We start from the raw sequence: 22,632 nt of genomic DNA on the forward strand, positions 1-22,632 counted from the left end.
ATTATAGCCCGCTGGTAACCTTGACCCGATTGCGCCCACATGACTTGGCGCGGTACAGTGCCTGGTCGGCGCGGATCAGAACCGCGTCGGCCTGGTCATCCGTTGCCGCCATGCCCGCGATACCGATGCTTACCGTCACGGCAATCGTTTGGTCATCGATTTGCAGCGGCATGGAACCGATTTTCCGACGCAGGCGATCGGCAAATACCACGGCCTCCGCCAGGTCGGTGCCGGACAGGAAAATAGAAAACTCCTCGCCGCCCAGCCGGCCTATCGTATCCGTCCTGCGCAACGCATGATGCATAAGCGTTGCGATATGCTTGAGCAACGCATCGCCGATTGCGTGGCCGTATGTATCGTTAACTCGCTTGAAGTGGTCGATATCCAGCATCAGCACCGACACATGATGATTCTTAAGACGCTGCACGCGCGCCAGAGCCTCGGTCAGCCGGGCCATGAAATGGCGCCGGTTGGACAGGCCGGTCAGCGCGTCGGTCGTGGCCATCTCCCATAATTCGGCTTCCAGGCGTTTGCGTTCACTGATGTCGAGCTTGACGCCGACAAAATGGTTGATGGCGCCATTCTCGTCCCTGACCGGGGCAATGGTAAATTCCTCGTCATAGAGCGTGCCGTCCTTGCGCCGGTTGATCAGTTCGCCATGCCAGGTTTCTCCTTTCAAAATGGTCTGCCATAAATTCTGATAGAACTCCTCATCCTGCAGGCCCGATTTCACCAACTCCGTCGGTCGGAAGCCGATCGCCTCTTCCAGCGTATAGCCGGTCAGCTTCTCGAAAGCCGGGTTGACCCACTCGATTCTGGCCTCGGTATCGGTAATGATGACGCCATGGCTGACCGCCTCGAGCGCCGATACCAATAAATGGTCTCGCGCATCGGCCAGCTTGCGCTCGGTAATGTCCTGATGAGATATCACGACATAGCCGCTGTCGTTTTGAAAGCGCGTCACGCGCGCGACGAACCAGTGCTGTTCGGTCGCCGAATGACAGGGATATTCCATTCTGAAGGTTTCGCGCTCGCCGTTGATGACCGACCGGATGCCTGCCGCCATTGTCGCCGCCTGTTCTGAATCCTTGCCGGTAGCGTTATCGCAGACCGCCAGATAATTGGTCCCTGGCGAAGAATCGCTGTGCCCCGGAAAATTTTTCTCGTAAAAATCACGCCAGGCCTGATTGACGATGAGAATCCTGCCGGTCTGGTCGAGCACGCAGATCTGCGCGCTCAGCGCATTTATGGTTGAAACCGCGAACTGTTCCGAATCATGCAGACGATGTTCCAGCCGGAACCGGCTGATCGCATAGTGGATAGTACGGATAAGGGCATCGGAATCGAAGCTGCCTTTGACCAGACAGTCCTGAGCGCCGACATTGAGCGCGCGTAGCGCGAACTCCGCATCGTCGTGGCCGCTCAGAACAATGATAGGCAATGCGCCCGCCTCCCGGCGCATGGCTTTTACAGTCTCAAGACCACTGGAATCAGGCCGCGACAGATCCAGCAACAAGGCATCGAAAGACGCCTTATTGTGCAGCAGATCCCTGGCCTCGGCCAGTGTCGCAGCCCATGTAACTTCAAAACGTACGGTTCGGGAAGCCTCCAGGGCTGACCGGATCAGCTGAACATCGCCCGGCTCATCCTCGAACAACAGCACACGACAGGGTGTCGTGGCATTCATGGCTCAGCTCTTCCGGGGCAGGCGCGTCAAGGTAAACCAGTAGTTATCGAGTTGGCGGATCGCCGCCATAAACTGTTCCATGTCTACCGGTTTGGTAATATAACTGGCCGCGCCCAGTTGGTAGGAGGCCAGCACATCGCGCTCGGCGTCCGACGTCGTCAGCACCACCACCGGAATGGCGGCCAGACCATCATCGGACTTGGCAACCGACAGGAATTCGCGGCCATTCATGCGCGGCATGTTGAGATCGAGCAGAATCAGATCAGGCCGGGGCGCCGCGCGGTTGATTTCACCCTCGCCGCGCAGAAAAGCCAAAGCCTCGACACCGTCGGTGACGTGATGCAGATTGCAGAAGACCTGGTTCTCCTTCAATGCCGCACGCACCAGGTTGGCGTCGGCCGGCTCGTCCTCGACCAGCAGGATATCGAAAGGTTGGGTATTCTCAAGAATCATAGTTTATTTTCCGTCCGGCAATTCGAACACGACCATGGCGCCGCCCTGGGGAGCGCTTTCTATCCAGATGCTACCGTTGCGGCTCTCGACGATGCGCCGGGCAACCGATAAGCCGATGCCCGAGCCACTCTCGGCGCCGCCGGTTTTCAGGCGTTCGAAAATTTCGAACACGCGCCGGCGATACTCGGCCGGAATACCGGCGCCATTGTCGCAGATCCGATAGCGGCTCAACCCGGCCTCGCGCTCGCCGCTGATATGAATCCGCGGCCGATGCCCAGTGTCAGTGGGGCGGCCATAGCGCAGCGCATTATCCAATAACACGGCGAACAAATCCATCAGCCGCGCCCGGTCAAGCACGGCCGGCGGCAGCTTTTCGGCCGCAATCGAGGCGTCCAGAGCCGTCACCCGCGCGGACAGACGCTGTTCCACGGCCGCCAGCGCCGAGTTGGCATCTTCCGCCCGTACCATGCCGTGAGGCTCGCCGGCCGCCAGGTAAAGCTGAATATCGTGCACCAGGCCGCGCAGGCGATCGGCCTCCCATTCGAGCGTATCGAGATCGGTACCGATTTCCTGGTCATCGCGCAGGGCCTTCAGACGCTGGCGGAGACGTTGAGTATAGATTGTCAAACGACGCGCCGGTTCCATCAAATGATGAGCAGAGACCTCGGCGAAGCGGGTCAGATCGGCATTCGCGCGCAGCAAGGCTTCCTCGACCTGCTTGCGCTCGGTAATGTCGATCCCCGAGCCGATAAAGCCGGAAAAATTACCGTTATCGTCGAAACGCGGCACGCCGGTATCAACGACCCAACGATATTCGCCGTCATGGCGTCTTATCCGGTATTCCATGCGGAACGGTTCACGGCGATCGAAATGGCTGACATAACAGTCTGTACAGCGCTGCAGATCATCCGCATGCACGGACAGCATCCAGCCCTCCCCGGTTTCCTGCGCCAGAGTCCGGCCGGTGAAGTTTAGCCAGCCTTTATTGAACCAGATACAGCGCTTGTCCGCGTCTGCCAGCCAGATCAGTACGGGCGCCGAATCAGCCATGACCCGAAAGCGCTTCTCGCTTTCCTTGAGCTCGCGGGTCATGTTTTCGGCCATGGCCAACGCACGCGTCCGGCCCGTCGTCAACAACCATGCCAGCAGCGACAACAGGCTGCTGATAATTATGCCGACCACCGCGATGGCTTGCGGCTTGACCTTGTTGATGCGCGCTTCGAATGCGGGCCGGGAGTGTATTGCCAGCGTCCAGGGATGATCCGCGATGCGGATATGCCTGACGGTTTTAAAAAGCGGACTGGGCGTATGACCGATATCCGGCAAAACATGGCTATCGTACATTTTTGCCGGCCCGGCCACGGTCTCGCCATCGTAAATTTCGAGTCCGAGTTCAGCGGCGCGCTCGCCGCCGATGCCGGCCATCAGATCGTTCATGCGGAACGGCTCATACACCCAGCCGACAATATGGGTCCGGCGCTGCGCCAACGTGTCGTGCGACTGGCCTTTCCTGTAAACCGGCAGGTACATCAGAAAGCCTGCCTGCACCTGTTCATCGGTTTCCTGCACCAGTGTCACCTTGCCTGAGATACTGATCTTGTCCAGGTCGCGCGCTTCCATCATGGCCGCGCGCCGCACGGGCTCGGCATACATGTCATAGCCGAAGGCGCGCGGATTGCGGCCGCTGAACGGTTCCAGCTGGATAATGGCCGTATAAGTTTCGCGCTCGCCCTCGGGACGGATCGTGTAATCGGCAAAGCCTTGCCCGCGTATGGCCTGAATATGGCTGTTGATGCCCGCTTTCGGCACGATAACCGAATAACCGACGCCCTGAATGCCGGGATAATGCTGCTCAAGCTGTAACAGGGTGATGTAATCCCGGAACTCATTGCGTTCGATGAGCTCGGATGAGGCAAATAAAGCGCGCGCGCCGCGCAAGACCTGCTCATAAGTTGCCATGCGCTGTTCGAGGCGTTCGACGGTTTCGCGCACGCGAAAATTGAAATCGGTTTTCAAAGTCTGCTCGCCCTGCTGTCGCGCGTTGTGCCAGACGGCATAGGTCATGCCCAACGAAATGGCCAGCATAAGGCCGGACAGCAACTGCGACCCCAGCCTGTCGCGCGAGTAACGGGTTGTTCGGGCGGTTCGCGTCACGGACCGGTCTCATTGCCGGGGGACTTGACCGGCAGTTCGAAAATAAACGTACTGCCCTGCCCCTCGCCTTCCGACTCCACCCAAATGCGGCCGTCATGGTGTTCGACAATCCGGCGGCACAACGCCAGTCCCATGCCGGTCCCTTCAAAGCGAGCCCGCGATTGCAGGCGGCTGAAAAACTGGAACAGACGATCGATCTGCCGGGGGTCTATGCCTATGCCGTGGTCGCGGACACTGACGCGCCAGCGCCCTGCCGTCACCGCCGAAGCCACTTCGATGCGCGGCGGCTGCCCGGCTTCGTGGTACTTGACGGCATTGCCGAGCAGGTTCTGAAAAAGCCGGGTCAACTCGTCATGGCTGGCGAAAATGCGTGGCCATTGACCGCTGATTTCAATCCCGGCGCCGGCCTCTTCGATCGCGGGCGCCAGGAAGCTCAGGGCTTCGTCCAGCGACTCGCTGCTCAACATCCAACGCTTGGATTCGGTCTTGCGACCCACGCGCGAGTACTCGAGCAGGGATACGATCATCGCATCCATGCGCCTGGCGCCGTCCAGCGCGAAATTCAGGTTGTCGCGGTCCTCATCGTCCAGTTTGGCGTTCAGCCCTCTCGCCAGCAATTGCAGATGCCCAACCACGATGCGCAACGGCTGGCGCATGTCGTGCGAGACACTGTAGGCGAACTGTTCGAGATCGGCGTTCGATTGCAGCAGCGCCGCTTCGGCGGCTATGCGCTCGGTAATGTCCTGATTGACGGTGATCGCGCCCGTGATCCGGTCATCATCATCCCGAAGCGGAATGGCCGAATTCAAAATTGTCTTGCGCGTACCGTCAACGCACTCGATATCGATCACCTCGTCAAGCGCGGTATCGCCCTTGCCGATGGCGCGGACAAGTGCCCACTCGTGCGCCGCGATCGGCTTGCCGGTATCATGCCACCAGCCTTTGCATTCGCCGTATTGTTCCGGCTCGATAGTTCGGGCGCCGCCCCATATACGCCTTCCCGCCTCGTTGCCGGTCCGGATAGCGCCTTGAGCGTCGGCCACCCACACGCCCACCGGCAAGGTATTCAGAACCGTACGCAACAAGGCTTCTTGCTGTCTCAGCGCCTCCTCCGCCTGCTTGCGCTGGGTCACGTCGTCATAAATCACCACAATCTCTCCGCCCGGCAGTTTATAGACGTAATTTTCGCGCCAGCCGGCCATGCGCCCTTCGCAATGGAAAGACAACGAAAAATGCTCACCGACGCCGCTTTGCCAGACGCGCTGCAGGATGTTGGGCAGGCCGGATGTCACGGCGCAGGGAAACGCCTGTTCGAGATTTTTTCCGATTAGGTCGGCGCGCCGGACGTGCTCGATGCGCTCCACGGCCCGGTTGACCGATGCCACGATAAAACGCCGGCCGTCCTCTGAAGCGTGGTACATGACCGCGCCGCTGCTCATGTTCTCGAACAGTTCGTTAAGACGCGATTCGCTTTCGCGCAACGCCTGCTCCGACTGTATGCGCTCAGTAATATCTTCGACGATGGACCAGATGTAGTCCTTGCCGTCGGCGCCCGTGACCAGCACGCCGTTAAGACGCAAGGGCACCAGGCTGCCGTTCTTGCGCCGGTATTCCTTTTCATAAGGGCCATAGCGCCCGGTGCGTTCCAGCGCCTCTTTTTGCCGCCTCTCGTCGGCGACATATTTTTTCGGCGTCAGCGTCCAGTAATCCAAGGCTTTAAGCTCCTGCTCCGAATAGCCGCAGATAAGCAAAAAAGCATGGTTGAAGTCGACGAAACGCCCCTGCATATCGGTAAGGCAGATACCTAACGGAGACAGTTCGTAAAGACCTCGCAGTTTTTCCTCGCTGGCCTGCAAGGATGCCTGGGCTTGATACGCAGCCGTAATGTCGCGGTTGCTGGCGCGGTGTCCCAGCGGTTGCCCGTCGTCGCCGGTGACAACCCGGCAATAATGGCTGATCCAGCGGATACCGCCGTCGCGGCGCACGATACGAAAATCCGCCGGGGTTCTGATGCCGCGGGTTATATCATGAAAATGCCTCGCCATGACCGGACGGTCCTCGGGGTAAATAATGCGAATGAGCAGGTCGGGATCGGCAATGAACTCGGCTGGGGTATAACCGGTGACCCGTTCGCAGGAGGGGGTCATGTAAATGATCTCCTGATTCAGGCCCTGCCAGTATTCCCAGTCGAACGTGTAATCGGCCACGGTACGAAACATGGCTTCCTGTTTCGACAGCGCCTCGATCGAGCCCCGTTGACGCTGCCAGCTCCGATATATCATCACTGTCGACACTAGCGTCAGCAGCACTATCAGCACCATTAACGCCATCAGTGCATTGAGCTCGTTTGCTACCGGCATTGCTGATAGCCCTGATAGATTAAGAATCCCGCCAGAGCGAACATGAACAGATTAACCAGCAGAATGCCCGGCAGCAGTCGCGTCAGGGCGGACTTCGAATTCATAAAGCCCGGCATTGTAGGGCTCACACAGTTTCCGTCTTGTGCAACCGCGCGTGCCACAGTTCCGCCGGCTCAGGATTGCCGTACAGATTCCCCTGGTGGATGATGTGGCCGCGCGCGTTCAGGAAATCGGCCTGCGCCTGGGTTTCAACCCCTTCCGCCACGACTCTTAAGTGCAGATGCTGCGCCACGGATAAAATGACTTCCACCAGCGCGGCATCACTAGGATCGACCGGCGCGTCCTGAATAAAGCTCTTGTCGATCTTGAGTTCGTGGATAGGCAGGCGTTTCAGGTAAGCCAGACTGGAATAGCCGGTGCCGAAATCATCCATGGAAAAATGGATGCCCAGCGCGATCAGTTCCGTCATTTTGGCCACGACATCGCCCATGTCGGCGATCATGAGGCCTTCGGTCACTTCCAGCACCAGATGAGCCGGATTGGCGCCACTGCTGGCCAACAGGCGTTTAATGTCTTCGACAAAATTGGCCTGTTGAAAATGCCGCGGGCTGATGTTGACCGATATGCGCAAGTCAGTATCCTCGGCGCTCAGCTTGGCCAGCAGCCGGCAGACAGCGGTCAGCATCCAGAGGTCCAGGGCGACAATAAGACCGGATGCTTCGGCCACTGGAATGAACTGGTTGGGAAAAATCAGGCCGCGCTCCGGATGCTGCCAGCGTACCAGCGCCTCGGCGCCGACTTGCCTGCCCGCCGCGTTGACCTGCGGCTGCAGATAAAGCCGCAGCTGTTCATTGCTGATGGCGGAACGCAACTCGCCCTCCAGGCGGAAACGCTCCTTGATGCCTTCGCCCATGGCTGTCTCGAAGAATACGGTACTGCCGCCGCCTTTCGCTTTGGCTTTCGCCATCGCCATGTCGGCCTGGCGCAATACGTCAGCGGCGGTTTCCTGCAGCGATTCGGGCAGTAATGCGATGCCGATACTGACATCGAAATGCACGGTTTCGCCCTCCAGTTCGAGGCTTCCGTGCAATGTGTCCCGCAGCCTTTCGGTCATGGCCAACGCCTCGCGGCCGGCGGTTTCGATAGTCTCGCATAGGTCCGGCAACAGTATCGCGAATTCGTCGGAATCCAGCCGCGCCAGCAATTGGCCCGGCTTCAGCATCCGGCGCAGGCGTTCGGCCACGGCCTTGAGCAAGGCATCGCCGACGGCAAACCCGCGCGCCTCATTGATGTTTTTAAAGCGGTCGATATCAAGGAGCAGCACTTCGGCAAAACCGCCTTCGCGCCGCGCATGGGCCAGCAGCTGTTCCAGCTGTTTCAAAAACAGCGCCCGGTTGGCCAGATGCGTCAGCGGATCATTCCAGGCCAAATGCTCGACCGTTTCCTGGGCATCGCGGATTTCACTCAGGTCGGCGAATACGGCGGTATAGTGCTGGATGTTGCCGGCCTTATCCCTGACGACGCTCAGCGTCGCCCATTCCGGAAAAACCTCGCCGTTTTTGCGTTTTCCCCAGATTTCTCCGGCCCATTCGCCGTTCTGTTGCAGCGACCGCCACAGGCTCCGGTAAAAGTATTTATCGTGCCGGTCGGAGCCGAGTATACACGGGTGTTTTCCTGTTATTTCCCGCTCCAAATAACCGGTAATGCGCGTAAAAGCCGGATTGACCGCCACGATGTTGGCATCGGCGTCGGTGACCATAATGGCCTCGCCCGTGGTTTCGAACACGCGCGTGGCAAGGCGCTGGCGCGCTTCAATCTGTTTGCGCTCGGTAATGTCGCGCCCGACCACGACCAACCCCTTGCGGCGGCCATCTTCATGAAAAAGCGGGACTTTGGTGATGTCGAATATCAGCGATGAGCCATCCGGACGAGGGACGGTTTCTTCCGTGTGAGTGATGACGCGTGCTTGCCAGGCCACCTCGTCACTGGCTTCACAGCCCATAAGCGCCTCGCGGTAGAAATCCTGGTAGCGCGCCAGTTCGGAGTCTTTCTTGCCGTGATAATCGATCTTGTCGAGCTGAAAGAGCTTGAGGTCGAAGTCATTGGCTTCCAGCCAGCGCCCTTCGCCATCCTTGAAACAGACGATATCCGGCAATGCATTGATCAAGGTGCGCAGATGCATGCCGGTCTCGGCCAGACTCTGTTCCAGCCGTCCCCGACTGATAGCATAGCGAATGGCGCGTACGAGACTATCGGAATCGAAGCGTCCCTTGACCAGATAGTCCTGGGCGCCGAACGTCAGCGCTTGCAGCGCAAAACCGGTATCATCGTGGCCGGTCAGCACGATCAGCGCCTGCCTGTCCGCCGACTGGCGGGCGGCGCGCACGGTGTCAAGACCGTTGGAATCCGGCAATGATAAATCCAGCAGCAAGACATCGGGCGGATTCTGCCGGAGTTGCCGCCGCGCTTCGGCGAGTGTTGTCACCCAATCGATATCAAAACGCATATCCGCGGATGCCAGCAATGCATGTTTCACCAGGTTGGCGTCGCCCGGCTCATCCTCGACCAGCAAAACGCGACAGAACTCAATCCCATTCCCGATTGGTTCTTCCTCAGGGGATGGCTGAACGGGGTCTAGGGCGGAATAGTCGTTAGTCCGTCTTTGAGTCAAGTTACTTCCTTATTCGTGCATTGATGGCATGGTCGGATGATCATACTATACGATAATGATTTGTCAGAAAACAATGACGAGCCTGCGCTTCGGCTTATCGCGATAGTTAATTGCTTACATTAAGCATAGTAGGGTTTTATCGCGCGGTCTTGCTTTTTGCTTTCAGGCTGCGACGCGACGCCAGAACGATTTCCCGGCGCGCATGCATCGCCGCCCCGGCCGATCAATTCTCCTCTATTTTCGTCATTGTATTATCCTGCTCTCCTGATGGATAATAAGGCCATTGTCATCATCCGATTACTCTCTTGCCCGCCTGTTTATAATCATGAAAAAATCTACTGTTCTCATGCTCGTTGCGCTGACGGTGGCGTTGAATGGATTGTTCGGCTGGCTCAATAACCGGCCTGTCGATGTAGGCCCCGACGTACCGGACGGCAAACTGACCAGTCTGTCATTCGCACCGTTCCGTGACGGACAAAGCCCTATTGAAAAAGTCCTGCCGACGCCTGCTCAGATTGAGGAAGACATCAGCCTCCTGGCCGACAAAACCCGCTCGATACGCACCTATTCGAGCCTGGACGGCCTGCAAGTCGTGCCCGGGTTGGCGCGCAAATACGGACTGACCATGATCCAGGGCGCCTGGCTGACTTATGAACGTCCCTTTGATCCGGCCACGCTCAGTCCCGAGGAAGTGCGGGAACTGAACAAGGCCAAGGCGCTCAATCATGCGGAAATCAAGGAACTGATCCGCTCGGCAAACGCCAATCCCGACGTCGTCAAGCGCGTCATGGTCGGCAACGAAGTGTTGTTGCGCGGCGAGATGGAACCGGAGCAATTGATCACCTACATCCGCGAGGTCAAAAAGGCCGTCAAGCAACCCGTCTCTTATGCCGATGTCTGGTCGTTCTATTTGAAATACCCTGAAATCGGCAAGGAAGTCGATTTTATTACCATCCACATTCTGCCGTATTGGGAGGATGAACCGCTGGAAGTCAATGACGCCATCGCGCATATCGAAAAAACCTATCAACAGGTTTATGAACGGGTGCGTGCGCTGTATCCGGGCAAACCGATCCTGATCGGCGAATCCGGCTGGCCCAGCGACGGCCGCCAGCGCGGCTGGGCCGTGCCGAGCGTCGCGAACGAGGCGAGGTTCATCCGCGGCCTGATTCAGGTATCCAGGAAAAACGGCTTCAATCTGAACATCGTTGAAGCGTTTGACCAATCCTGGAAAAGTGCTCAGGAAGGCGTCGTCGGCGCCAATTGGGGGTTGCTGTCGGCCGATCGCGAGCCGGTGTTCTCCCTGACCGGCAAAGTGGTTGAAAATCCGGACTGGACTCATCGGCTAATCGCCTCGACAGTCATTCTGCTGCTGACCGTTGCCTTTCACTTCAAGGCATTGTCACGATTGCCGCTGCCGCGTCTGGCCGTATTCCTGGCTTTCGCGCAATTGCTGGCATCGCTGATGGCGACCCTGGCCGATGAATTATGGACCGCAAGCTTCACGCCGTTGCAAAGCGCCGGCACCGCCGCGATCATCGCTGTCAATGCGATGCTGACCGTTTGCCTGGCATACCGGGCGCTGGCCGTGCTGAACAACGATACCGCCAATAAAAAACTCGGCGCATGGCTGCAGGCCCTGTATGGCATTCTGATAGCGCTGGCCGTCTATAAAACCTATACCCTGGCGCTGGATGGGCGCTATATCAGCTTCCCGTACGAAACGACTTATATCGCCGTGACCGGTGTGCTGGGCCTGATCATCATGCGTTATCTCATTGAGCGGAGCGTGTCAGTAAGGTTGTTGGATTTCAACCGCCTGATCGGTTTCCGTCAGGGCGGCCAGAAACGCAACAAGGTTATCGCCTATGTTCTCGTCACCATGAGCCTGGCGCTGATTATCGGCGAGACGCGCGCTTTCCTGATCAGCCGCGATTTTATCGAAGCCCATCCCGATGTAACCGAGCGCCTCAAGCTGGCTGTCATCTATACCATCACCAACAGCCAGCTGCTGGCCTGGCTGGCCAGCCTGGGAGTGCTGGCACTGCCGCTGTGGTCCAGCGGTTACGATAAAAGCCCGAAAAATGCCTTATTCACGCACAAGAGCGTCGAGTTCAAGGAGCAGAAATAAAAATTGTTAATTCAATTAAGATACATGCGCAGGCCGGGTTTGCCCATAGGGCATAAAAGCATGGCGTAACCCGGCAATTCGCCCTAACGCATCTCCCGCATAAGGCTCTTTATCTTGCCGAGCACTTCCCGCTGCCGCTCCGGAGAAAGCCTGTTAAAGTCACGCTCAAATTCGGCCCAGCTGTAGGCCGCGCCATCGTCCGCTTTATCCGATACGGCCATGCCGCAATCGGCAAACACTTGCTGAATCGGCTGGTCCGCCCCTTCCAAATCAATCGCCGCTGTCAGAACCTGTCTGATCATGGTGTTGACGCGAATAAAAATCGATTGGCCCGCCAGAATGCCGTCGACAACTTCCCTGGCATGCTCTTCCGTATAGCCGCGGCGTTTCGAGTCCGGGAACGTTTTCATGGAGATCTTGATCGGCGGGTTTTTGTCGATTTGATACTCGACATCAAAAGCTCGGCCTTGCGAGGCGATCAGGCTGCTGGCGTCAATGACAAATTGCAGCCTGCTTTCCTTGCAGGCGACCTCCAGCCTGATGTGTTCATACCGGGCACTGCTCGGCAGCGGCGATCTGGCGTAGCTATAAGGCCGGTTGGTCAAGCGGTCCCGGTCCTGATGATAGCTCCAGGCACTGGCGGCCGTGGCAGCGGCGGGCAAAGTCATCAGAAGCGTCAGCATGATTCTGGAAATGGAGTTGCCGAAAGTACCGCGGTGCTTCATTTTGATTCCTGGAAATTTGAAAAAACCATTAACTTAATCAGATTACCATTGAAAGTCACGACTAAATTTAAGTAACCCCCTGAAAGTACCGGGATACCGATTAATCCGGTACTGAGCAAAATGCCGCCGCATCATTTTCCCGTGCCTGATTCAGAAGGTGATCTCGCCGTTCTTTATCAGGTTCGGTTATATCACGATAACTCAGGAACGGCGCGGCAAAGTTCATGTCGAAGCTTTATAAAATCAAACCGGAGAAGATAATGAGAAGAATATATTTTTTGTCCCCCGATATTGAAACGACACATAAAATTGTCGACGAATTACGCGCCGAAGGCATAGAAGACCGTCATATCCATATATTAGCCAAAAGAGACACGCCCCTGGAGGATTTGCCCGAAGCATCGGTCTTTCAGAAAACGGATTTTATACCGGCATTGGAACGAGGCGCGGCACTAGGCGGCACAACAGGTGTGCTGGCGGGACTTATCGGTTTACGCCTCGCGGGATTCGTAATTGCCGGCGGCCCCGTTCTTGGTATTTTGATTTACGGCGCAACCATCGGCGCAATGATGAGCGGCCTGGCCGGCCTTCAGGTTGGAAATTCAAAAGTCAAAAAATACGAGGAAGCCATTGAACGCGGCGAACTGCTGGTCATGGTCGACATCGCCAAGGAACGCATCGACTCACTCAGCCAATTGATTACCAAACATCACCCTACCGCTCAATTTGAGGGTATTGAGCCGCTTTTACCGCCGTCTTATAACTAATTTCTGCAAACCATCTGAATTCAAGGACGATCATTTCAGCCGACAAGCCAGCAATTATCATGAAAATTGCTGTCGCCAGCCAAAACCGAAAAGACATCACCGGCCATGCCGGTCGGTGCAGAAAATTCTGGATTTATCAAAGTAGCCGCATTCTGGCGCTGACGGAATACCTGTATCGGCTGCAGGAATAAGTGAGCGGATGAATCATGCATTGCCGCTTGATGAACAAGTCGCGTGTACGCTGGCGTCGCCGGCGGCCGGTTATGAGTCCGCATCTTTGCTCTGGACTCGTTGTTTCTGATTAATGAATAGATGTTCTAAATTAAGCTTCCCGGACTATCATTACTTAGGAATGCGCATAAAATAACTTCCTAAGTGCGAGGATGAATTTTCCGGTGTAGGTGTGGATTTATTTATGCCCTATGGGGACTTGTGCCCTTCAGGGTATCCACACAGTGCGAATACCCTGAAGGGCACAAGTGAATTCGCACCTACAATTCCCTGATTTATTTCATGCCCGTTCCTTAGCCAGATCACGCTTAGCGGCCTATAAACTGGCATGGACTTTGACCGGACTTTAGCTGTACAGTATCAATCTCTAACGCATCGGAACCAAACAATGACCAGAATCCGATGGTTTTTACTTTTTCTGCTGGCTGTCATTTTATTTTTCCCCATTTCCAACCTGATCGGTTTGACGGGTGAAAATGAGCCGGTTCCGGTTGTTTCCGGCAGTTCCGAAAGCTTTACCCAAGTGTCACGGATTTTGCAGAACAAATGCGTCGATTGCCATTCGCCCGGCATGACCCGAATGCCGATCTATTCGGACCTGCCGATAGCCAAACAGCTTATGGAGAGAGATGTCGAGGAAGCCGGAGACAGGCTGGTTCTATCCAAACAGGTCTATAGCGGCGAACAAACCTTTACGCCCCTGATGCTGGCCCGACTGGAAAATGTCATCCGAAACGACAGCATGCCCCTTCGCTATATCTGCTGATGCACTGGACCGGGCGCCTGACGGCCGACGAGCAAGACAGCATCCTTGCCTGGATTGCCGAGGAACGGGCCTAACATCCCTGGAGCCGGGATGCCGCCGAAGCGTTTAAAGGCGAACCGGTGCACCCATTGCCGTTAACGGTTGATCTCGACCCTGAAAAAGTGGCGCTGGGCGACAAACTCTTCCACGATCGCATGCTTTCCGGAGACGATACTTTAAACTGTGCTTTCTGCCACGACCTGGCCCGGGGCGGCACCGATCAGGCCAGGGTCGCTATCGGCATACGCGGACAGGAGGGCCCGATCAATTCACCGACCGTCTATAACGCCATGTACAACATCGCCCAATTCTGGGACGGCCGCGCCAAGGACTTGCAGGAACGCCGCAGGGCCTGTCGCCAACCATGTCGAAATGGGCGCGGAATGGGACAAGGTCATCGAGAAACTTAACAACGTAGAGCACTACAGGGACGCTTTCGCCAAACTGTATCCGGAAGAAGGCCTGACGCAATCGACGGTGACCCATGCGATTGCCGTTTTCGAGGAATCGCTGGTGACGCCCAACTCCCGTTTCGACCGCTACCTGCGCGGCGAACAGGACATGCTGACGGAGGATGAAAAGGACGGCTACGACTTGTTTAAAACGCATTGCGCCTCCTGCCACTTCGGTCCGGTGCTCGGCGGCTTATCCTATGAAAAAATGGGCGTCAAACAGGATTATTTCAAACTGCGCGGCGGCCAGCCGACTGAAGTCGACAACGGCCGTTTCAACGTGACCGGGCAGGAAAAAGATCGCCATTTCTTCAAGGTTCCCGTATTGCGTAACATAGAATTGACTTACCCCTATTTTCATGACGGCTCGGTCAATGACCTTGCCGAGATCGTGGCTTTCCTGAACACGCTGACCGGCGAGTACCGAGGAAAACCGCTCACACAGTTGACCGCTGAAGATATTAAATAAACAAGCGCAATTCTTGGATAATTTGTCTCCACGGATCAATTTTCAGTTGTGACACTCTCATGGGAGATTAAATATAACCGCCACAGTCAACAGCGGAGATCAGTATGACCAGTGATGACGATAACCGGAAATCCCCGGATCAGTTGAACCAGGCCTTTTTTGAACATAACAGCAGAAAAGTCACCGACCGGCACCTCGATCGAATTATTGAGAAGGCTATCGAAATCAAGGATAAGGTGAAAAGCATCCCCTCGCTGCATAAGCTCTTGAAAGACGTGCAACTGTGCCTGGAATTGATCAGGGATTATCGCTCCGGCGCCTACAGGAATATCGCGGCCTGGGCGATTGTGGCCGTGGTCTTCGGTCTGCTGTACCTGGTCAATCCCGTGGAGCTGATCCCGGATTTTATCCCGGTAATCGGCTACATGGACGATGTGGCCGTCCTGGCGCTTATCCTGAAGCTCGTGCAATCCGAATTGGAAAAATATGCGGCCTGGCGCAAAACTCGCGCCGAGTATGAAGATACTTTTTCGGGGCAGTCGGACCGTGACTGAAGCGGAGGCGGGCCTGGCCTTTGTCGCCTCCGAGTGGGATCTGTCTTTTTTCACAACATGGATTCACACCGGTCTTCAGACTGCCGCCCATTGGTTTGCCGGGATTTCGCACATTCTGCAAGCCCTGCTGGCATCCGTATTCAACTGGGGAATGACTGCTTTGGGCGCCGCACTGGTCTTTTTTATCCAACGGGTCAACCAGAAGCTGCTTGACGTCATGCTCGGATTTTCGGGAGGCGTGATGCTGGCGGCCAGCTATTGGTCCCTGTTGGCGCCGGCGATCGATTTGTCGAGCGATTACGGGGCTTTTGCCTGGTTTCCGGCTGCGGCGGGATTCAGCCTCGGCGCGTTCGCACTGAGTATCGCCGGCATGCTTCTGCACCGTCTTCAGATCGGCGCGGTGGATACAACGATACAAAAGGAAGGACTCACGACCTGGCAACGCACCTTGCTGCTGGTATCCGCCATTACATTGCACAACATTCCCGAAGGGCTGGCCGTCGGCGTCGCTTTCGGCGCGCTGGCCGGCGGTTTCGAAACGGCCAGTCTGGGCACCGCGGTCGCCCTGGCTATCGGCATCGGCCTGCAAAACTTTCCCGAAGGCACCGCAGTGGCCATGCCCTTGCGCCGCGCGGGCTGGTCGCCGCTGCGCAGTTTCTGGTACGGTCAACTCTCCGCCGTGGTCGAGCCCGTCGCCGCCGTCATAGGCGCCGCCGCCGTCACCGTGAGCCTTCCCATCATGCCTTATGCCCTCGCCTTCGCCGCCGGCGCCATGATCTTTGTCGTGATCGACGTGGTGATCCCCGAATCAAGGGAGAGAGGCAATGCCCATTACGCTTCGCGGGGCATTATCCTGGGCTTTATCGTCATGATGATTCTGGATGTGGCTTTGGGCTGACATTGGCTGTCTAATTGGCGATTGGCGGTTTTTTTATGCCCGATTGCCGCTGGCTGTTACAAAACGCGTTTCTCAACCATTCGTCAGGAGAACCCGCTATGCTCAATATCGACCATGACATCAATGACCTTTCGCTGGCCGATCAAGGCCGGGAGCGCATCGACTGGGCTTTTTCCGAAATGCCGGTGCTGCGCGCGATACAGGCGCGCTTCAGGCAAGAGCGGCCATTGGCCGGGGCACGCATCAGCGGCTGCCTGCATATCACCACCGAAACCGCCAACCTGGCCCGCACCTTGACCGCGGGCGGCGCCGAACTGGTCCTGTGCGCCAGCAACCCGCTCAGCACCCAGGATGATGTCGCCGCCGCGCTGGTGCGGCATGACCAAATTCCCGTCTTCGCCAGATGCGGTGAAGACAGCGACACCTATTACCGGCATATCGGCAAGGCGTTGGATCATCGCCCGCACCTGACCATGGATGACGGCGCCGATCTGGTCAGCGAACTGCATAAAAGCCGCCGCGAGTTACTGGACGAGATGATCGGCGGCAGCGAGGAAACCACCACCGGCGTGATACGGCTGCGGGCGATGGCGGCGGACGATGCGCTCCGGTTTCCGGTGATCGCGGTCAACGATGCGATGACCAAGCACCTGTTCGACAACCGTTACGGTACCGGCCAAAGCACGCTGGACGGCATCATCCGCGCCACCAATATCCTGCTGGCCGGCAAGACGTTCACGGTGGCCGGCTACGGCTGGTGCGGACGCGGCATCGCGATGCGCGCCAAGGGCCACGGAGCCCAGGTCATCGTCACCGAGGTCGACCCGCTCCGGGCCCTTGAAGCGGCGATGGACGGTTTTCGGGTCATGCCCATGCTGCAGGCGGCCGCCTGCTCGGATTTCATTGTCACCGCCACCGGCGACAAACATGTGCTGGACCAGGCGCATTTTCAGGTCATCAAGGACGGCTGCGTGATCGCCAATTCCGGCCATTTCAATGTCGAAATCAACATTCCGGCGCTGGAAGCGCTGGCCGCCAACAAACACAAACCACGCGCCCATGTCGTAACGTATTTTCTGGAAGACGGCCGCCAGATCCGCTTGCAGGCCGAGGGGCGGCTGGTCAACCTGGCTGCGGCCGAAGGCCATCCGGCCGCTGTGATGGATATGAGCTTCGCCAATCAGGCCCTGAGCATGGCCTATTTATGGCGTCATGGCGCCGGTCTCGACAACGCCGTACATCCGGTGCCGGCCGGGATCGATCAACAGGTGGCCCGGATGAAACTGGCAGCGATGGGCATTGATATCGACACCTTGACAGCGGAACAGCAGAATTATCTAACATCCTGGCGGGAAGGCACTTAACAGCGAATTTAGCAAGTCCCGACTTTGCAAAAATTTTCTCGAGGCAGGGTCTAGGACTCCTGTTCGGCGACTGCTTCGGAATCGGAAGGCAAGCGCTCGGCTTGGCCGCGCTGCTCGCGGCCGGTCAGCTCATCCATTTTTCTGAACATAGGCCCGATCGGCGATTGCTCGATGCCGGTGAAATATAGTCGGCCGGCATTGACGACGACAAACACCGAACTGACATGATGCAGCAGCGCGGCAAAAATCGGATTGAGCAGGCCGAACGTGGCCAGCGCCAGGCCGACGCTGTTGAAACCGACGGCCCACATATAATTCTGCCGGATAATGCCGCCCATTTTATGGCCGAGCCGCAAGATCGTGACCAGATCCTGGGCATCGTGCCCGAGAATGACCACATCCGATGAAATGATCGCCAGATTGACATTCTTGTGCCCGCCGATGGCGATGCCGACATTGGCGGCGGCCAGAGACGGCGCGTCATTGACGCCATCGCCGACCATGGCCACCTTGCCCTGCGCCTGAAATTGTTTGACCAGCGCGGTTTTGTCGTCCGGCTTGCAATTGAAGTGGTATTCATCGGCGTGGATGTAGTCGGCCACGCGTTTGGCTTCCTGCTCCTCATTGTCGCCGGTCGCCAGCACCACTTTTTCGATGCCGCAGGCACGGATGGTATCGGCCAGGCCCTGCATTTCCGACAGCATGACGTCGCGAATGACGATGACGCCCTTGACTTCGCCGCCGGCCGCCAGCCAGATCGCCCGGCCGGTATAATCGATAGCCGGCAATTCAATGCCCTGAAGACTCAGCGTTTCGGCGCTGCCCATCAGGATGTCCTGACCTTCGATTCGGGCCTTGATGCCGCGGCCCGGCAGATCCTCGGCCCGTTCGACCGGCAGAAAAGCATTAACGCCCTGTTTTTTTGCATAGTTGATGATCGAGCGCGCGATCGGGTGATCGAAACGGGATTCGATCGACGCGGCCAGTTCCAGCAATGGCTGTGTCGGCAGGCCTATTTCGATGACCTGGCTGACTTCGGGCTCCGCCAATGTGACCGTCCCGGTTTTATCCAGAATCAGGGTTTTGATGTCCTGCATGTTTTCCAGCGGTTCGCCGCCGCGGGCCAGAATGTTCGACCGGGCCAGGTAACCGATATTGGCCGCGAATGCGGTCGGCGTCGCCAGCGCCCAGGCGCAGGGACAGACCACCGCCAGCGCCGTCGCCATCAGATGCAGGCTGCCGGTGATAAACAACAGCAGAAAGGCATAGGCCGTGACCGACAGCAGCAGAATCTGTACCGTGGTATCGGCGCGCCGCTGCAGATCCGATTTATTCTCTAGACTGTTTTCGATTTCCTGGGTGATCACCGAAAGAAACGAATCGTCCCCGTTTTTGCCGGCCTTGACCTGCAGCGGCCCGCTCAGATTCAGCGTGCCCGATGTCACGCTGGCCCCGGTCTTCTTGTAAACCGGGAAGGGTTCGCCGGTAATGGTGGATTCGTCGATCGCCGAGGCGCCTTCGATGATGGTTCCGTCTATCGGCACCATCGCGCCTTTAGCGATCAGCACGACATCGTCTTGGTGAATCTGGTTGATGGGTATTTCTACAATGTTATCGCCTTGCAGCTTCTGGGCGGTTTTTTTACCCTCCTGAATCAGGCTTTCGATCTTTTCCCGGTTTTTCCGGATGATCGTGAAGGAGATGTACAACCCTAAGCCGATAAACCAGGCGACCATCGCCCCGCTCAACGGCGCGCCGTCGATCAGCGTCACGGTCATGACCAGTACGATCAGCAATTCCGCCGACACCTTGCGCATGATCAGCACGCTTTTCAACAGGCTTTCCAGATAAAGCGCCAGGCAGAACAGATAGAACGGCATGCCCAGCCAGTACAAGGCCGGCAGGTCATAAAGCGCATCCAGGCCGAACAAGGCCACCGGAATGACGGCGGCGATGACGCGCAGCAGCATGATATCCCGGCGGGGGCTGATTTTCAGCAGTTCGGCATCGATGCTGTCGAAATAGGTTTTATAAATCATGATTGTGTCCTTTGTCAGATGTAGGTCGGGTTAGCGCCAGCGTAACCCGACATCCTCTCTATCGATGCGTCGGGTTACGCTGGCGCTAACCCGACCTACGCTTGTTAAGATCTCCCCAATAACGAAACACCAGCACAACCGCAACGGCGATCATCGCAGTCCCGGCTAGCCAGGCCGTCGAGGTTTCCGGATGCTCGCTAAAAGTTGCCAACTGATAAAACAGCGTCGCGGTCAGATAAGCCAGCCCCGTGGACCAGGCCACCATGAACGCCGACCAGCCCAGGCTGGATTCCCGGTAAGCGGCGGCCGACGTGGCGATACAGGGGAAATACAGCAGAATGAACAGCATATAGGCGAAGGCGCCGATGGGTCCGTGAAAATACGCATGCAGCGCCGCAACGAACGGGTCCTGGCCGGTCGTTTGGCTTTCCGGGCCGGTGCCGAACATTTTTTTCAGCCCCATGGGAATGGTCATCAAGGCCCGTTTGACCGCATCGCCCAGATCGAAGGCCGGCTTGGCGGCTTCCGGTTGAGCGGCTTGCGCGTAGATGGTCTTCAGCGTGCTGATCACGACGACTTTATGCAGCACGCCGGTAAACAGCGCCACCGTCGCAGGCCAGTTGTCTTCCCTGACGCCCAGCGGCGCTGAGCACCGAATTTTCGATGTTATTGGCTCTGAAGGAGCCGTCCGTCCCCAGCGAACTGAGGATGCTCAAGAGCACGACCATCGTGATGATGAGTTTCCCGACCCGCACGACAAAGGTCTCGACCCGGGTCCAGCTGTTGATCAGCACATTTTTCAACTTCGGAACGTGATAATTCGGAATTTCCATCATCACCAGCGAGAATTCCTCTTTCAGAAATGTGTTCTTCAGCAACAAGGCGGTCAATACGGCGAATACCACGCCTATCAGATAGAGTATAAAAACGATCAATCCGCCGTTGTCCGGAAAAAAAACCGCGGCAAACAGCGTGAAGACAGCCAGACGCGCGCCGCAGGTCATGAACGGATTCAACAGGATGCTCAACAGGCGGTCGCGCGGGCGCTCCAGCGTGCGGGTCGCCAGCATCGCCGGCACGTTGCAGCCGAAGCCCAGAATCATCGGCACAAAGGCCTTGCCGGGCAGTCCCAGGACGCGCATGAAGCGGTCCATCGCAAACGTCGCGCGGGCCATGTAGCCCGACTCCTCCAGTACCGAAATGAACAGATACAGAAAGCCGAGAATCGGGACGAACGCGACCACTTCCCGGATGCCGTTGCCGACGCCCTGGGCCATCAGCATGATCAACCATTGCGGATTATCCAGCAGCGTCAAAAAATGCCCCATGCCATCGACAAAAAGCGCCTGCGCGAGGTCGTTAAAGAATGGTTTGAAGGCGCGCCCGAGCTTGATCGTGAATGTGAACATCAGATACATCACCCCGAAGAAGATCGGAATGCCCAGAAAACGGTTCATAATCACGTTGTCGATTTTGTCGGACAGGTTGCGGCCCAGCTCGGATTTGCGCGTCAGCGTCTCTTTAACCAAGCCGCTGATAAAGCCGTAGCGGCTGTCCACAATCAGGATATCCGCCTCTTCGCCGGTTTGTTCTTCGATTTCGCGGCGCAGCTGCGCCGCCATCCCGGCCAGCGACGGGTCGGCATGGTCGAGCGCGAAACCGTCCTGTTCCAGCAGTTTGACGGCGAACCAGCGCGCATCGCCGAAGCGGTTGTCCAGCTGCTGTTCGACCAGCGACGCCAGCCGGTCCAGCGCCGCCTTCACCGCCAACGGATAGCCGACAGCGAAATGGGACAGCGTTTTAGGCTCCAGCAAGCGGTTGACCGTCGATTTCAGCGCCTTGACCTGATCGCCCCGGGTTGCCATCAGCGAAACCAGCGGGCAGTCGAGACGCCGGGCAATTTCATCGCTGTCGATTTTGATGTCGCGGCCCGTCGCATCGTCCATGTTGTTCAGCACCACCAGCATCGGCAGCCGCATTTCCAGCAGTTGCGTAGTGAGGTACAGATTATGTTCGAGATGGGAGGTGTCGACGATATTGATGATCAGATCCGCCTGCTGCGACAGCACGTAATCCCGGGCGATTTTTTCATCCAGGGACGTGGCGGTATCGCTCACGTCCAGCGCATAGATGCCGGGCAGATCGACGACTCTGACGGCCTTGTTGTCGTATCGGTACAAGCCGCTTTTGCGTTCGACGGTGACGCCGGGCCAGTTGCCGACATGCTGCCGGGCGCCGGTCAGGCCGTTGAACAGCGTGGTTTTGCCGCTGTTGGGATTGCCGATGACGGCGACGGTGTATTCCCGCTGCTGCGGAGCAGGCTTAGTGACGGTCGCTTCGCTGTCCAGGCGTTCAATTTTTAAGCCGGCCACCTCGTCCCGGCGCACGCTGATATCCATACCGCGCATCCGGATTTCCACCGGATCGCCCAACGGCGCGATACGCACAACCTTGAACTCCGTGTCGGGCGTCAGGCCCATGGCCATCAGCTTATGCCGGTAAGGCAGGAAGTTTTTGTCGTAATCCGCGACGCGTCCCCGGTCGCCGGCTTTCATGTCGCCCAAATTGATATACATTTACAACTATCCTGCATGTGGAAATTTATAAGGTGCGGTGATAGCGCCTGCTTGAAATGGCACCGCCCCTTGTCAACGAATATTAGTTCTATCTTATACCCTAAAATTAATCAAACCCGTCCTGCTCAGGGAAATATCATAGAGACATTATTTGTAAGACCCCGGCCTTGATCTGGCCGCCTAATTATTAATTCGCATCGACTGTATTCAGTTTGGTACAAGACAGGCAGCCATTGCCCAGTTACGTCAGAACTTTGGCAATCAACTCAATGGGTTTATGATGAATTACAATGAAT

The 22,632-nt window shown here is 57.1% G+C and carries 16 protein-coding genes and 1 pseudogene; 8 read left to right on the forward strand and 9 right to left on the reverse strand.

Going from position 1 to position 22,632, the window contains the following annotated elements; translation table 11 throughout:
* Position 1: 1 nt before the first annotated feature.
* From EK22_RS23270 to EK22_RS16805, 5 genes are all read right to left on the reverse strand, one after another.
* Positions 2-1,687 carry a diguanylate cyclase gene (locus tag EK22_RS23270; RefSeq protein ID WP_051961940.1) on the reverse strand — a complete coding sequence of 562 codons (1,686 nt, stop codon included), beginning with the start codon at positions 1,685-1,687 and terminating at the stop codon, positions 2-4.
* Positions 1,688-1,690: 3 nt separating this feature from the next.
* Positions 1,691-2,140, reverse strand: coding sequence for a response regulator (locus EK22_RS16790; RefSeq protein ID WP_020157270.1), 450 nt, complete (start codon positions 2,138-2,140; stop codon positions 1,691-1,693).
* A gap of 3 nt (positions 2,141-2,143) precedes the next feature.
* The gene (locus EK22_RS16795) at positions 2,144-4,294 is read right to left on the reverse strand and encodes a CHASE domain-containing sensor histidine kinase (RefSeq protein WP_235209433.1); all 2,151 of its coding nucleotides are present in this window, start codon (positions 4,292-4,294) and stop codon (positions 2,144-2,146) included.
* On the reverse strand, positions 4,291-6,654 hold the full coding sequence (locus EK22_RS23275; protein WP_051961941.1) for a PAS domain-containing sensor histidine kinase: 2,364 nt from the start codon (positions 6,652-6,654) through the stop codon (positions 4,291-4,293). Before EK22_RS23275 ends, EK22_RS16795 begins: the two co-directional genes overlap by 4 nt.
* Positions 6,655-6,778: 124 nt before the next feature.
* On the reverse strand, positions 6,779-9,325 hold the full coding sequence (locus EK22_RS16805; protein ID WP_235209434.1) for an EAL domain-containing protein: 2,547 nt from the start codon (positions 9,323-9,325) through the stop codon (positions 6,779-6,781).
* 325 nt (positions 9,326-9,650) lie between these two features.
* On the opposite strand from EK22_RS16805, the gene EK22_RS16810 reads away from it, so the two are divergent.
* Positions 9,651-11,456 (forward strand): glycoside hydrolase family 17 protein, encoded by a 1,806-nt coding sequence (locus EK22_RS16810; protein ID WP_051961942.1) that lies wholly within the window; start codon positions 9,651-9,653, stop codon positions 11,454-11,456.
* Between the two features lie 83 nt (positions 11,457-11,539).
* Here EK22_RS16810 and EK22_RS16815 read toward each other — a convergent pair whose 3' ends face one another.
* Positions 11,540-12,181: a hypothetical protein gene (locus tag EK22_RS16815; RefSeq protein WP_036252826.1), complete on the reverse strand. Its 642-nt coding sequence runs from the start codon at positions 12,179-12,181 to the stop codon at positions 11,540-11,542.
* Between the two features lie 260 nt (positions 12,182-12,441).
* On the opposite strand from EK22_RS16815, the gene EK22_RS16820 reads away from it, so the two are divergent.
* The 7 genes and pseudogenes from EK22_RS16820 to ahcY all read left to right on the forward strand — a co-directional run bounded on the left by EK22_RS16820 (position 12,442) and on the right by ahcY (position 17,721).
* A complete protein-coding gene (locus EK22_RS16820) occupies positions 12,442-12,948 on the forward strand; it encodes a hypothetical protein (RefSeq protein ID WP_027146944.1) in 507 nt (168 codons plus the stop codon).
* 59 nt (positions 12,949-13,007) lie between these two features.
* Positions 13,008-13,139 (forward strand): NifB/NifX family molybdenum-iron cluster-binding protein, encoded by a 132-nt coding sequence (locus EK22_RS25475; RefSeq protein WP_255360596.1) that lies wholly within the window; start codon positions 13,008-13,010, stop codon positions 13,137-13,139.
* Between the two features lie 428 nt (positions 13,140-13,567).
* Positions 13,568-13,945, forward strand: coding sequence for a heme-binding domain-containing protein (locus tag EK22_RS16825; RefSeq protein WP_036252828.1), 378 nt, complete (start codon positions 13,568-13,570; stop codon positions 13,943-13,945).
* A 194-nt stretch (positions 13,946-14,139) separates the two neighbouring features.
* Positions 14,140-14,905: pseudogene (locus tag EK22_RS25600) on the forward strand (cytochrome-c peroxidase).
* Between the two features lie 104 nt (positions 14,906-15,009).
* Positions 15,010-15,459 carry a YkvA family protein gene (locus EK22_RS16835; RefSeq protein WP_051961943.1) on the forward strand — a complete coding sequence of 150 codons (450 nt, stop codon included), beginning with the start codon at positions 15,010-15,012 and terminating at the stop codon, positions 15,457-15,459.
* The gene (locus EK22_RS16840) at positions 15,422-16,357 is read left to right on the forward strand and encodes a ZIP family metal transporter (protein ID WP_235209435.1); all 936 of its coding nucleotides are present in this window, start codon (positions 15,422-15,424) and stop codon (positions 16,355-16,357) included. The genes EK22_RS16835 and EK22_RS16840 overlap by 38 nt, the downstream gene beginning before the upstream one ends.
* Before the next feature lie 98 nt (positions 16,358-16,455).
* Positions 16,456-17,721, forward strand: coding sequence for an adenosylhomocysteinase (gene ahcY / locus EK22_RS16845; protein ID WP_036252866.1), 1,266 nt, complete (start codon positions 16,456-16,458; stop codon positions 17,719-17,721).
* Positions 17,722-17,771: 50 nt separating this feature from the next.
* On the opposite strand, the gene EK22_RS16850 is transcribed toward ahcY, so the two are convergent.
* From EK22_RS16850 to feoB, 3 genes are all read right to left on the reverse strand, one after another.
* Positions 17,772-19,760: a heavy metal translocating P-type ATPase gene (locus EK22_RS16850; protein ID WP_051961944.1), complete on the reverse strand. Its 1,989-nt coding sequence runs from the start codon at positions 19,758-19,760 to the stop codon at positions 17,772-17,774.
* A gap of 85 nt (positions 19,761-19,845) precedes the next feature.
* The gene (locus EK22_RS25325) at positions 19,846-20,367 is read right to left on the reverse strand and encodes a P-loop NTPase family protein (protein WP_051961945.1); all 522 of its coding nucleotides are present in this window, start codon (positions 20,365-20,367) and stop codon (positions 19,846-19,848) included.
* Entirely contained in the window at positions 20,339-22,336 is a 1,998-nt protein-coding gene (feoB, locus tag EK22_RS16855) for a ferrous iron transport protein B (protein ID WP_051961946.1), read from the reverse strand. The genes EK22_RS25325 and feoB overlap by 29 nt, the downstream gene beginning before the upstream one ends.
* Between the last annotated feature and the right edge of the window lie 296 nt (positions 22,337-22,632).

The organism is Methylobacter sp. BBA5.1 (assembly GCF_000746145.1).
GTDB classification, from domain to species: Bacteria; Pseudomonadota; Gammaproteobacteria; order Methylococcales; family Methylomonadaceae; genus Methylobacter; species Methylobacter marinus.

Coding starts and splice junctions, on each gene's coding strand:
- ahcY (WP_036252866.1), top strand. CDS start 16,456: ATGCTCAATATCGACCATGACATCAATGACCTTTCGCTGGCCGATCAA.
- EK22_RS25475 (WP_255360596.1), top strand. CDS start 13,008: ATGAAAATTGCTGTCGCCAGCCAAAACCGAAAAGACATCACCGGCCAT.
- feoB (WP_051961946.1), bottom strand. CDS start 22,336: ATGTATATCAATTTGGGCGACATGAAAGCCGGCGACCGGGGACGCGTC.
- EK22_RS16815 (WP_036252826.1), bottom strand. CDS start 12,181: ATGAAGCACCGCGGTACTTTCGGCAACTCCATTTCCAGAATCATGCTG.
- EK22_RS16840 (WP_235209435.1), top strand. CDS start 15,422: ATGAAGATACTTTTTCGGGGCAGTCGGACCGTGACTGAAGCGGAGGCG.
- EK22_RS16810 (WP_051961942.1), top strand. CDS start 9,651: ATGAAAAAATCTACTGTTCTCATGCTCGTTGCGCTGACGGTGGCGTTG.
- EK22_RS16825 (WP_036252828.1), top strand. CDS start 13,568: ATGACCAGAATCCGATGGTTTTTACTTTTTCTGCTGGCTGTCATTTTA.
- EK22_RS23270 (WP_051961940.1), bottom strand. CDS start 1,687: ATGAATGCCACGACACCCTGTCGTGTGCTGTTGTTCGAGGATGAGCCG.
- EK22_RS16850 (WP_051961944.1), bottom strand. CDS start 19,760: ATGATTTATAAAACCTATTTCGACAGCATCGATGCCGAACTGCTGAAA.
- EK22_RS23275 (WP_051961941.1), bottom strand. CDS start 6,654: ATGCCGGTAGCAAACGAGCTCAATGCACTGATGGCGTTAATGGTGCTG.
- EK22_RS16820 (WP_027146944.1), top strand. CDS start 12,442: ATGAGAAGAATATATTTTTTGTCCCCCGATATTGAAACGACACATAAA.
- EK22_RS16790 (WP_020157270.1), bottom strand. CDS start 2,140: ATGATTCTTGAGAATACCCAACCTTTCGATATCCTGCTGGTCGAGGAC.
- EK22_RS16835 (WP_051961943.1), top strand. CDS start 15,010: ATGACCAGTGATGACGATAACCGGAAATCCCCGGATCAGTTGAACCAG.